Origin of the sequence: Eubacterium album (assembly GCF_025336545.1) — a bacterium.
Lineage (GTDB): Bacteria > Bacillota > Clostridia > Lachnospirales > Lachnospiraceae > Eubacterium_U > Eubacterium_U album.
In genome coordinates this window covers 401,964-414,634 of record NZ_JAODBU010000003.1, presented here as the reverse complement: position 1 = coordinate 414,634, position 12,671 = coordinate 401,964, and the positions used below count along the sequence as shown (strand labels likewise).

Below are 12,671 nucleotides of genomic sequence, written 5' to 3'. Positions count from 1 at the left end.
CAAATTGTAATATATAACCATTGGTCATTATAATACAATGATTAAAATTTTTAAAGATAGGATTTTATATTAATTATGTGGATTGCTAACAATTGGAAAGATTATGAAGTAATTGATACTTCAGACGGCGAAAAACTAGAGCGTTGGGGTGATTACATATTAGTTAGACCTGATCCTCAGGTCATTTGGCATACTCCAAAGAAAGATAAACGTTGGAATAAATTAAATGGGCATTATTATAGAAGTAAAAAAGGCGGTGGTCAATGGGATTTCTTTGATTTACCGGAACAATGGTCTATTAATTATAAAGAATTAACATTCAACCTTAAACCATTTAGTTTCAAACATACAGGTTTATTTCCTGAACAGGCAACAAATTGGGATTGGTGTTCTGAAAAAATTAAAAATGCCGGTCGACCAATTAAAGTATTAAATTTATTTGCTTATACCGGTGGTGCAACTTTAGCTGCTGCTAATGCGGGTGCTTCTGTCACTCACGTTGATGCTTCTAAAGGCATGGTAACATGGGCAAAGGAAAATGCTGTTTCTTCCGGATTAAAAGACGCACCTATTCGTTGGTTAGTTGATGATTGCACTAAATTTGTAAAAAGAGAAATACGTCGTGGCAACAAATACGATGCAATCATAATGGATCCACCTTCTTACGGCCGTGGTCCTGGTGGTGAAATTTGGAAAATAGAAGATTCCATTTATGATTTTGTAAAATTATGTACGGAAGTCTTGTCTGACGATCCATTATTTTACTTAATTAATTCATATACTACAGGTCTTGCGCCTTCAGTTTTAACATATATGTTATCAACTGAAGTTAAATCAAAATTCGGCGGAACTGTTATTTCAGATGAAATTGGAGTTCCTGTAAGCGGCAATGGTCTGGTTCTTCCTTGTGGAGCCTCTGGTCGTTGGTGTAAATAATTTTATCAAAGAAGTTGAAGTTAGGATTACAACAATCTTTACTTCAACTTTTTTCTATTCTTTATTATTTTCCTACTATAATATATTTATGTTTAATATCTATTATAACCAGTAAAGAATTACCCATCTAGTTGCCATTTATTTTTATATTTTCTATTATTTTATAATTCCTCTATCGTATATTCACTATCATTTATGTTATGACATACTGACACTAAATTGCTTATTCCAATTTTCATTTCAGTTATCATCATCTCTTTGTCTGCAATAATTTTTGGCCTTTCCTCTTCGAAATCCACTTCAAATGTATAAAATGGTCTTATTATTCCTGTCCCTTCCATTTTTACATAAGCTTCTTTTATAGTCCACACCCTAAAAAATCTCTGTAGTTTTCCCTGTTCTGTTCCTATATCATAAATGTATTTTTGTTCTTTAGGAGCAAAGCAGGTATTAACAATCCTTCTTTCTTTCATAGTAAACTTATTCTTTCTTTTAACATCTTCAGTATCTATTCCTATTTCATAAGCAGAAACAGCAGCTACTGCATACTTATTTGAATGTGATATGTTAAATTTAATTTTACCATCTTCAAATGAAGGCTTGTTATATTTGTCAATTAATATCTTACTGTCTTCTTTTTCAGTTTTTCTTATATGCTGTATAAGAATTCCAGCTGCAAGACTTTGCATTTTTTTATCTTCCTGATTTATTCTATCTATTTTATTTTTCCTATCTTCATCCATCATTTCATAATATTTTGAATATACTGATTTATCAGATAATTTTTCTACATTATAGTAATATATTTTCATAAAATTATTTACTCCCTTTTGCAAGTTATATGTTTATTATTGTTTTGTTCAAATTCTAATTATTTTATAAATTATATTTTGCTATCTTTCTATTCTAATTATTGCTATATATATTTCTTATTTAATCACTCATTTATAATTTTCCATGCTTCAACAAGTCTGTCTATATTCCATGCAGCATTTGCAGGGCTTGTGGATGGAAGGCATATTGCTTCTTTCATCACTATCTGTTTCATATATTTGTTATAAAGTGAATACGCTTTCTTTCCATTAACAAATATCTGTTTTATATCTGCTGTATTTAATATTCTTGTCAAATCATTCACTTCAACATTTTTAATGCTACTATCTGAAGACCCTGTAATTTCACATGAATGAATTACATCCCACACTGCCACTTTATTATTAAGCAAAAATTCTTTTTTCTCCTGAATTGTTTGTGGTATATTTTCATTAAATATGGCAGCTAATACTTTCCAAAATCTATTCTGTGGATGTCCATAAAAGAATCCTTCTTCTCTGGATTTAACAGATGGAAAGCTACCTAATATTAAAATTTTTGATTTTTGATTATATATTGGTTCAATTGGATGTGTAATCATAATGTCTTCTTTCTTTTTATTTTAATTATCATTTATTATAGCATAAAATGTTTTGTCAATCATTGCTATCCCCGATTTGCGTGTATATATTTTTTATTTCTATATATACAATTAATATTATAAATTATAGGAGCAATAAAATGAATGAAAATAAAAAAATCTTGGGAACTTGCCCTCTGTTAGTGGATAAATTACCGACTTTAATTTAATGATACTAATCTAATTATCCAAAATATTTAGGCATCCCCGAAAATTTCGGGAATGCCCATCATTCACGGAGCTTATTGACTTTTTTTCTTAATTTTCGACTTATCAAATCGCCTGTTTATAGGCTTTTTCTATATCTTATATCGTCACTATTTTTAGTTTTCGAAAAATTTGACGACACTTTGACGACACCTTTAGTATATAACAAAACTACGCTAACCGCCACAATTAAAATGACATAGTTTCTTTTCAATCATCATTCTTTTGAATCATCTTCTTCACTTCCCTGTCAAAATCCGATTCAATAACTTGAGTTCTATTAAAAATCTGGTATTCCTGTTCAGCCTTATCATTTGCCATCTTTCTCGAAATCTTTCCCCTATCAGGTAAAATCTCATACCTTCTAAATGCCAAAAATTCATTTATGCTTGCCGCGAATTCTTCCATCGTAAATGTATTTTCACGTTCAATCAAATCTTCTATGTAGTCAAAATAACCTGTCACCGCACGCTCCAAACTACGAATTTGCTTTTCATCCAAATAGTTTTTTGCAATAGTTACATCTGATTTCAATACCCGACCATCAGGAGCATTCTTCCATGTAGTAAGCCCCATATGATCCTTTATATGGTCTGCACTATAATAAACAATTTCTGCTGCTGTCTGTCCCGAAATTGCATAATGGAATTTATTCTGCACCATTGCATAAAACTGATGTGTAATCTCCGCATTTTTATCATAATCAATGCTACACTCAGCAAAAACATCCGTAATCTGTTGCCAGATTCTTCTTTCGCTCGCACGAATAGAACGAACTCTTTCGAGTAATTCTTTAAAATAATCTTTACCAAATGCAGTCTTTCCCTGTTTTAATCGTTCATCATCCAGCACAAATCCTTTTGTCATATACTCCTTTAAAACGTTTGTTGCCCAAATACGAAAATGAGTAGCTCGAATAGAATTCACTCTGTAGCCTACGGAAATGATTGCATCTAAATTATAAAAATTAGTAGAATTAGATTGGGTTTTTCCCTCTATTGCTCCATGTTGAGTGGTTGTTGCAATTTTTGCAACAACCACTTCTTCATCCAATTCACCTGTTTCAAAAATATTCGCAAGATGACGACTAATGCCTGATTTATCTATTCCAAACAATTCCGCCATTGCTTTCTGCGTCAACCAAATTGAATCATCTTTAATTAAAGCATTAATGTAAATATCTTCCTTTTCTGTTTTATAAAGTAAAAATGGAAATTCTTTCATTTGTCAAACTCCTCTAATACAATAAATGGCGGGGAGCCTCCCCGCCGATCAGGTTGGACCTGGGTCTTTCGACCAGCCCACATGTGCAACACTTGTTACACTTACATTGTATGATTATATTAACATGATTGTTTACCAAATTCAAGATTATAGTTGATCGTTGCTTATTCTCTAATCAATTCTTCTGCATCTGATATATTTCTAACTTTGGACATTGCAAATCCCAAAACCTTCGGCTGATATTTAATTATTAATCTGTCTGCATCCGCCTTATTCACTATTAACCTCCTATGATAAACAAACGTGCACTTTTTTGTTTTTCAATTATATAGTGTCGCTTAGGTTCAATATGGTTGGGTAAAAATTAAGTAGTGTTGAAAACAAAATATTTAGGCATCCCCGAAAATTTCGGGAATGCCTACTATTCCGCATCAACCTCTCTTATTGATTGCTACGCAATCAATAAGCTCGCGGCATTCATAGAATGCTTACGAGCCCCATAAATAAAGGAAAACCACGGTTTCGTGTAAACACGACCGTGGTTTTCTTTATTTATAGTGAGCTTGCGCTCTATTCATTGATAACGTTAATTATTCAACAATTGTAGCTACCTTACCTGAACCTACTGTTCTACCACCTTCACGAAATTATCTCATCATTGCTTAGTGTTTTCTATTTAGTTTTCGTTGTATTTCCTACTTGTTTTGGTTGCCTGTGCTGTCATTATTTCTATTTGCAGAGAAAAATGACGACAGTTTGACGACTGCACAAATTCAACAGTGGATTAAAATAATATTTTCACCTTACTTATTCAAAGTTATGTATTATGTATAGTAATATTTCCAATTTTTTTTAATATATCCATCAACAAAAATTCCAACATCTATATTATCTTCTTCAACTTTCTGTATATCTTTTTCATTATGCTGAATATTCAATATTTTAAATCTATTGTAATCCTTCCCCGTATACGCAAAAATATACTCCCCTACTTTTAATCTTGATTTTTTACTATTAATACATAATATATTATTATTGTACACATCGATAATCATATCGATTTCATTTAATAAGCCGCACGTTTGTAGAATTATGATTAATTCTTCCTCGAATATGTCGCAAATAACTTGTCCCATCATTTCCATAAATGGTATTATTTGTTCGACCAACACACTATTTGATAGCCTGGTATCTACGCACCAGCCATGTGCAACTTTATTTCGTTGTTCAACTAATTGTGTTAATTCTTCAAACAGTCTATTAACATCTCCACCTTTTTTCTTGTTAATGTACTCTTTTGCTTTTTCATCTGAGAATTCATTTTTATTTTTTATATACTCGACAAACTTCTTTTTTCCCAAGATTTTTGCTTTAGAGTTTTTTATTCCCAAATCATTAAACAACTCTATTAGTTGATCTATTCCTAAATTGCCACTATGCGTTAACAAAAGTTCTTTATTAAGTGAAAATTTTTCTTCTTCAAAACACGAATATAAATTTTTAATTACCTCTAGTTCATTAATTTCAAAATTTTTAAACCTATTTGAATTCACCAAAAACTCTCCACTTTTCTTTATATGTTTTTGCTTAATTTCATTTGCTAAATTGACATACCTGTCTGCTTTTTCCACCCAAAAATCTAATAATGAATCAGCAATTTTATCAATATAGTTTTCAAAGCACCCATACAAACTTATGATTACAGCATTATAAACCACTGGGGTGCTCATCACTTTTGTAAATCTTTGTTTTATAATATTCACATCTAAATTTTCCCTATCAAAATTGTCTATTAATGAATGTTGTTCTTCCATACATGTAATATAATTTCGTATATCTTTTAAATTGTTTAAATACTCATCCTTACTTATGTTAATTCTATTCATCCATATTTCCTTCTAATATATTCTGAACAATTTTTTCGAAAAAGTCGGCTCTATTTAATATATCGGTTTTTGATTGTTTTTTCCCGTTAAACATTTCTTCGTTTTGTTTATATGCTTTTTCCATATATTGTGTAATTAGTTTATTGTTATTTGGTACACTATTTATATCATATTTTGTTAATGCCAACATAAGTGAATCATAAATCATCTTCTGTGGTTTTGACCATTTAAATTGATTTCTAATTTCTTTGTATTGACAAAAAGCTTTATCTCCAAACATTTTATTTGCTATTTCAATCGTATTTATAAATAATTCTTTTAGCACATCTCCTCTATCTGAATTTTCTTCTAAAATAGTGTTTCCAAAAATCATGCACTTGTCTAAAAAATCAGATAATTGCCCTGAATATTCATTAACATGTCTCATCGCAAAAAACCTTAATACTAATTCAACATCATACATTCTCATATATAAGTTATTTAAAGCGAGTTCATCCGCCACATCCAATGAATCTACTGTATCTAATTGATATAGTTCTTTAGTATTATTATCTTCATCAACACTTACCGGTATTCCCCACAATTTTCGAAATGTTGTATTTGTCGAAAGTTCCTTGCACAATTTATTAAATTCACCATTATATAGTGCATTTCTTATCTCTTGATCTTCTAATTTAACTCCACCGGTATTTAGTCTTTCAAATACCATCCTTTTCATTCTTTGCTCTTGTTCTTGAGATTTAGCTGATTCTTTTAGTAATGACACTACTGATATTTGTCGTCTGTCAATACCTTCTTTTATTTTTTTAGGTAATTCACTATATTTTTTTGTGTTTAATTCTGGCCATTCCGTTAAACCTTCTAATGCATATTCATTATCATAAAAATCCATAATTGCCGAAATACGCTGAAGACCATCCATCACCTCATATTTACCATACTCTACTTCATATATGAATATAGGTGGCACTGGAATATTCATTATAAATGATTCGATAAGACGAGAGCGCTTTTTATTATCCCAAGTAATTCGTCTTTGATATATCGGTTTTCTGTCATATTTACCGTTTGTAAAAACATCTTTTACTAGCGGTAATTTAATAGCTCCTTGTTCTGTAACAATTCTTGCCTCTCCAATTTCATATTTTTCATTAATTTCTTCCTCAGACAACATAACCTTTTTATTTTCTTTCCCTTCAAAATTTTCTTTTTCAAAATCTAATAACTCAATATTCATATTTTCTCCTTGTAAACTCAATTTATGCCATCATTCGTTTGTCTTCTCCAACATTACGAACAACTGCGCATTCTTTTTCTTTCTTTTCCAACTGTTCTTTTGTAAATTCTGCTATTGGTTCTGCTACTGCCAATGCCAACCTTACCGGTACAGCATTTCCTATCTGCTTATAAACTAAATCAAGCTTTGAATTTGCATTTCTGTTGCTTGTACCTCTACTAAACTCATACCAATCTGGAAATGTTTGAATTCTTGCAATTTCCTTAACTGACAATCTTCTATTATTCTCTTCTCCATCACTAAATATATATTTGTCCTTACCTACCTTTACCATAGGTTCTCCACCCGGATGTATAGGCGCCTGTCGTCCTGATGCCTGAATAGTAAAACTTGGCTGACTCCATAATTTTTTTCGATTACGCGACATAAAAATAGTTGAGTATGAGCCAACAAAATATTCTCCCGGATTTTCCTCTAAATCACCAATTGCATCATGTAAAGTCACAACTTCTTCTAATCCATTAACCCCATATCCATGGGTTGGCTTTGGATGAACATATTCAAAATCTATGTCATTTCTTACTCCAACCAAAATTACTCGTTCTCTAATTTGTGGTACTCCATATTCTGCTGAATTAAGAAGTTTATGATAAATTTTATACCCTGCTGCTGCAAAGTCCTGAACAATCTGTTTAAATACTTCTCCTTTTCCTAGAGTCATCATTCCTTTAACATTTTCGGCAACAAATATTTTAGGTTTACTTTGCATCAAACAGCGAATAAAATGAAGGTATAAGAAATTTCTTTTATCATCCACTAATCGTGGACCCGCTTCTGAAAATCCAGGGCAAGGAAATCCGCCCAGAACAATGTCCGCTTTTGGAAATTCTTTAATTTTTCTTATATCACTTTTATCCATATAAATATATTTTCCAGCATTTTGAGCATAGGTTTGTCTCGCTTCGTCAAAGATATCATTTACATATATTGTATTAAAGACATTGTTATCAATATTTTCATCAAAAACTCTTTTGTCTCTAAACGCTTCTTCCATTACAGTTTTACCCATCACTGCTTGTAATCCTGCTAGTTCAAATCCTAAATCTAATCCTCCACATCCTGAAAATAATGATACTAAATTCCACTTTTTAGAATCATAGCTAAGTTTGTCAAATTCAATTTCTTCACTGCAATTTTCAAATGCTTCTCTCTCTTCTTCTATTTTCTTATTAAGTAATTCTCTAACTTCATTTACATTATACTCTGGTGCAGGCTTAAATTTACCTCTACCACGCTCTTCTAAAATAACAGCCATGTCTTCTCCTCAACTTATTCTATCTGTTCCTGCATTGTCTTCATCAATATCATCTGTATTTTCTATATTCAACGTTTTCATATAGTGTATTAATCTATTCGCAACCTCATTTCCTTTAACAGTTAAAGGATGGTCAAAACTTAACTCAGGAATTAATTTATTATGTTTAGCACTCCAATTTACTTGTACAGAAAGTGGTCTATTACCATCCCATTTTTTTGCAAATGATCTATAATTAAGTGCTTTGCAAGCAAAATAAATATCAGGATGCATTTTTACATAATCCTTTATAGGAATCATCTTATCGATTATATCCTGTACCGAATTAATGTTCTCATCCATTAATAAATAATTTGCAACACCACTATTCTTGATTACTTTTCCATTAACCATAGCATCTCTTTTGTCTTCTGCTAAATTACTCCCTGCATAAACATCAATTACTTGATTCTCTGTTAACTTCATTTTTCCAGACAAATCACCACTAATTTTATTTAATAATTCAAATTTCCATCCTAGTGTTATTGCACCTTTTTCGGTTCTTTTAAATTTGTTTTTGTATATTAACATTCTCTCTTCAAATCTATTCATAATAGATGTGGTTGAATCTTCAATAATCTTTGCCCAATTTTTTCCAAATAATTGCTCTGCTCTTTCAGCGCTCATTTTATTTTCTATAAAATCTGCATTTTCTTTTTTATATGATATTTTTATTTCTTTTTCATCTAATGATGATTTTGCCAAAACATAAATATCTGTCTTCGGCTCTCCTTTATGACACGTTGGTTTTCCTGATAATTCAACTACATATTTTCTATCTTCAAACTCAAATTCGGTTCCTTCTACCATAAATGATAATATTCTTCTTTCTGCATCGCCAAAATCTCCCATACAAACCTCCTAATATTTCTTCCTGCATATATCATCTCTATCTATTTCTTCAAACGAATTTACCTTTAATTCTCCTATTTCTATAGCATTTTTCTTAATAAATTCAAACAATTTGGGATAATTTTCTAAATAATAATACATTTGCGGACATACAAATTTTGAATCAAATTCTTGTAAAGTTCTTAATTCAATCTCCTTAGTCATTTGAAAAGACAACACCGGCATTGCATATTTATGTCTAATTAAATACTCGTCTATTCTTTTACAAATTTCACTGTCATCTTTATACTTTTCCTTCCATGTATTTATATCGATCTTTCGCCCTAAATGAATCTTCCCAACAATTTGTTTCATTGGGCTACTCACATACATATAAGCCATTATTTCCTCATCTGGAAATATTCTCCTATATTCAAATATCTTACTTCCATCCTTAATTAAGTTGTACCATTTAGGTTTAAAGCTTAATAACATTGTTCTCATAATGTAAATTTATACTCCTTTTGAAATACAACTGCATTAGTTATAATTATATTACATAGTGCATTCGAACACAAGTTCTGTTTTAAAACTAACTAACACACCGTTTTATAATTACCTATCATACTTTTCTTTATATCTTATTTTCTTTTTATACATATATATTCTCATATTAAGCTCAACTAAAAGACTAAATAAAATAACAATTATTATTCCCCTTATGTATTCATTACCTGAATTCCACTTATATGAAAATATATAAAACACAGCCGGAATATATAAACTACTAAAAAAATTCAATAAAGCTTCTCCCATATCTTTACATCTATATAATTTTTCTAAATCATATTTCTTCATTTTTCTAGTACGATTAATATATTCAATAATTAATAAAATAATAGCTATTACAGCCACTATTACAACACATATTTTTTTTACTAACATATTTTTTCTCCTTCAATCTTATATTAAATTTATACATCTTCTTGCTTTAATTAATTGAAGATTTCATTCTGTTTATTGCCTTAATAATCTTACTCTAAACACATTTACATTTTATCATAACACTCCCCCTAAATAAATATAATTCTATTATAAGCGTATTCACATTAAAGACATATATTATAATTAAACTCTCTTATCTCTAACGTATAAACTTGTTATTTTCCCTTTCCTCCTTCCCCATCTCCACAATCTTTTCATAGTCTTCATCCTTAACAAATCGTCTAAAAAATCCAAGCATAAACTCTGATTCTTCCAATTCATAAATCCTTTCATTCTTTTCATCAAGTTCCTGTTCCAGATATTCTTTAGACCATTTAAGTTCATCATTATCTCTTATCAACGTTTTCCTATCTGCATCCATCTGCTCCAGCTTCTTTTTTAGTTCTATGGATTCCGCAAAGCAGCTTTTTGCCATTTTTACTATTCTTTTAAATATTCTGTTTAAACCTGCAAGAAACGGTATAACAATCTTTTCTCTGTAAGATTTTGCACTAATCAGTCCTTTAGGCTCTTCCGGACCTTTTGCTACTTTATTTTCAAATTCCTTTATGTCCTTTATTCCCCATTGTGCCACGACATCAGCTTCTTTCATTTCTTTATATGTTTCCTCCAGCTTCTTATCTGCGATTTGTTTTTCAGCAGTCTTTTTAAGGATTTGTAGTGGTAAACTAAATTTGTAACACCTCATTCGAATAATATATTATAATATTACTCAAACAAGGAGGACATCATTATGTCAATACGTTGCAGCGAAGACTTCAAAAAAGAAGTAGTTAAAGCCTATATGGCAGGCGACAAATCAATACATCAACTTGCTGTTGAATTCAATGTTGCAAAAAGTTCCGTTAACAAGTGGGCTAACGAATACAGGGAAGAATGCCTTTATACCACCAATACAACATCCGAGTCTAATGACGCAAAGGAAATACGAAGATTAAATCAACTTCTTAACAAAAAAGATGCCAAGCGTGAATATCACAAACGTTTGGAACACATTTTTGAACTTATAAAATATGTGTACTATAACAATAATCGTGTTATAGGATATAGGGCTATGCGCATTTTCATCAAACGTTATGGCTATGAATTAAGCAATACCACCATGCATAAATACATGAATAAAGAATTAAATTTATGTGCCGTAATCATGCATTCCAAACCGGGATACAAGGCTGGGAAAAAGAATAAAATCTTTGACAATCTCTTAAACCAAAATTTTACTGTCGACTGCAAAAATAAAGTATGGTGCACTGATTTTACATATATGCGTCAGCCAAATGGAAAATTCAGATACAACTGTTCAATAATTGATTTATTTGACAGGTCGGCTGTTGCTTCGTTAAACAGTGATTACATCAATACGGACTTAGCAATAAACACACTTAAAACAGCACTAAAAAAGAAAACTATCCTAAAGTGATTCTGCATTCATATCAGGGAGTACAGTTTACCTCATGGGATTTTGTGAATTTCTGTAAAGATAATAATGTAACCAAGAGCATGAGTAAGGTCGGTTGTCCTTATGATAATGCTCCAATGGAAAGATTTTATAACACTTTTAAAAGCAATTTTTATAATGTAACCTAATTTTCAAGTGTGGAGATGATGGATGAACTTACCATGAAATATATCAATTGGTATAATTATGTTCGTCCTCATTCGTACAATGATTATTTAACACCAATGGAAGCTCATTACAGATAGGTATTTATCGAACAAAGTGTTACAAAAATGCTTGACCACTACAGAATCTCAAGGTTTATTTTACCTGATTTTATTCTAATTTCATCTTGCTATAGATATAACATACATTAATCCGGAAAACTTGAAGTTGTCTTTATTATCTAAAATATCACTATAATCTGAAACGAACTTTTTTCACCAAATACCTTTTCCATCACCAAGCAAGATATTTTTTATATTTTCGTTTATTTCACTTTCAGACAAACTTTGTTGGATTAGTGGTTGAATCACTTCACGACTTTCTCTTGTATGAGGAAGTTCAGATGCAAGTCTATTAGCTTTATCCTCGCATCCTGCTTTCAAATATAAGAAACATAGGGTTGCACGCATAGTGGCTTTCTGTTTCTCATTAATTGATATAGGCAATCCTCTTTCCATTAATTCGATAGCTTCATCTGTATTACCCTTTAATGCTAATGTACTTGCTAGTCCAAGAATCATCCCTGGTTTATTGGGATAAATCAGTAATGCATCCCGATAAGTTTTTTCTGCAGAATCATAATCTCCTTTTCGCTGATAATCAACAGCTTTTTTATGAATGTTGTACCGTGTTGTTTCCGCACGAATCGTATCCATCCCCACCAACAAATCAATACTTGTTTCAAATATATTTGCTAGTGCCGGCAAAAGTGTAATATCTGGATAAGACTCGCCACGTTCCCATTTCGAAACGCTTTGCGGGGTAATCCCCAAATACTCTGCAACATCCTCTTGCGTAAGATTTTTTAATATACGGTATTTCTTTAAGTTTTCTGGTAAATATAACATAGCAACCTCCTGATGATTCATTATAGT

The 12,671-nt window shown here is 31.0% G+C and carries 14 protein-coding genes; 3 read left to right on the top strand and 11 right to left on the bottom strand.

Features of this window, described 5'->3' with window-relative positions:
* Positions 1–75: 75 nt before the first annotated feature.
* A complete protein-coding gene (locus N5B56_RS04415; protein WP_022088587.1) occupies positions 76–936 on the top strand; it encodes a class I SAM-dependent methyltransferase in 861 nt (286 codons plus the stop codon).
* 161 nt (positions 937–1,097) lie between these two features.
* Here N5B56_RS04415 and N5B56_RS04410 read toward each other — a convergent pair whose 3' ends face one another.
* From N5B56_RS04410 to N5B56_RS04365, 10 genes are all read right to left on the bottom strand, one after another.
* Positions 1,098–1,748, bottom strand: a complete 651-nt coding sequence (locus tag N5B56_RS04410) for a 4'-phosphopantetheinyl transferase family protein (protein WP_118565285.1) — start codon at positions 1,746–1,748, stop codon at positions 1,098–1,100.
* A 125-nt stretch (positions 1,749–1,873) separates the two neighbouring features.
* On the bottom strand, positions 1,874–2,350 hold the full coding sequence (locus N5B56_RS04405) for a DNA-deoxyinosine glycosylase (protein ID WP_118565286.1): 477 nt from the start codon (positions 2,348–2,350) through the stop codon (positions 1,874–1,876).
* A gap of 456 nt (positions 2,351–2,806) precedes the next feature.
* Entirely contained in the window at positions 2,807–3,820 is a 1,014-nt protein-coding gene (locus N5B56_RS04400; RefSeq protein ID WP_118565287.1) for a virulence RhuM family protein, read from the bottom strand.
* Between the two features lie 824 nt (positions 3,821–4,644).
* A complete protein-coding gene (locus tag N5B56_RS04395) occupies positions 4,645–5,706 on the bottom strand; it encodes a HEPN domain-containing protein (RefSeq protein ID WP_118565288.1) in 1,062 nt (353 codons plus the stop codon).
* Complete coding sequence (locus tag N5B56_RS04390) at positions 5,699–6,943, bottom strand: DUF262 domain-containing protein (protein ID WP_118565289.1); 1,245 nt, start codon at positions 6,941–6,943, stop codon at positions 5,699–5,701. Before N5B56_RS04390 ends, N5B56_RS04395 begins: the two co-directional genes overlap by 8 nt.
* A 22-nt stretch (positions 6,944–6,965) precedes the next feature.
* Positions 6,966–8,258 (bottom strand): DNA cytosine methyltransferase, encoded by a 1,293-nt coding sequence (locus N5B56_RS04385; RefSeq protein WP_118565290.1) that lies wholly within the window; start codon positions 8,256–8,258, stop codon positions 6,966–6,968.
* Between the two features lie 9 nt (positions 8,259–8,267).
* The gene (locus N5B56_RS04380; RefSeq protein WP_118565291.1) at positions 8,268–9,149 is read right to left on the bottom strand and encodes a hypothetical protein; all 882 of its coding nucleotides are present in this window, start codon (positions 9,147–9,149) and stop codon (positions 8,268–8,270) included.
* 9 nt (positions 9,150–9,158) lie between these two features.
* Positions 9,159–9,632 carry a hypothetical protein gene (locus N5B56_RS04375; RefSeq protein WP_118565292.1) on the bottom strand — a complete coding sequence of 158 codons (474 nt, stop codon included), beginning with the start codon at positions 9,630–9,632 and terminating at the stop codon, positions 9,159–9,161.
* Positions 9,633–9,743: 111 nt separating this feature from the next.
* Entirely contained in the window at positions 9,744–10,073 is a 330-nt protein-coding gene (locus tag N5B56_RS04370) for a hypothetical protein (protein WP_118565293.1), read from the bottom strand.
* A gap of 199 nt (positions 10,074–10,272) precedes the next feature.
* The gene (locus N5B56_RS04365) at positions 10,273–10,725 is read right to left on the bottom strand and encodes a hypothetical protein (RefSeq protein ID WP_118565294.1); all 453 of its coding nucleotides are present in this window, start codon (positions 10,723–10,725) and stop codon (positions 10,273–10,275) included.
* A 141-nt stretch (positions 10,726–10,866) separates the two neighbouring features.
* On the opposite strand from N5B56_RS04365, the gene N5B56_RS04360 reads away from it, so the two are divergent.
* Together N5B56_RS04360 and N5B56_RS13495 are read left to right on the top strand one after the other, a co-directional pair.
* Positions 10,867–11,553 (top strand): helix-turn-helix domain-containing protein, encoded by a 687-nt coding sequence (locus N5B56_RS04360; RefSeq protein ID WP_199663674.1) that lies wholly within the window; start codon positions 10,867–10,869, stop codon positions 11,551–11,553.
* Between the two features lie 176 nt (positions 11,554–11,729).
* Positions 11,730–11,837, top strand: coding sequence for an IS3 family transposase (locus tag N5B56_RS13495; protein ID WP_363348547.1), 108 nt, complete (start codon positions 11,730–11,732; stop codon positions 11,835–11,837).
* Positions 11,838–12,011: 174 nt separating this feature from the next.
* Here the strand turns inward: N5B56_RS13495 and N5B56_RS04355 are convergent, their stop codons facing one another.
* Complete coding sequence (locus tag N5B56_RS04355) at positions 12,012–12,644, bottom strand: helix-turn-helix transcriptional regulator (protein ID WP_117908933.1); 633 nt, start codon at positions 12,642–12,644, stop codon at positions 12,012–12,014.
* Positions 12,645–12,671 lie beyond the last annotated feature (27 nt).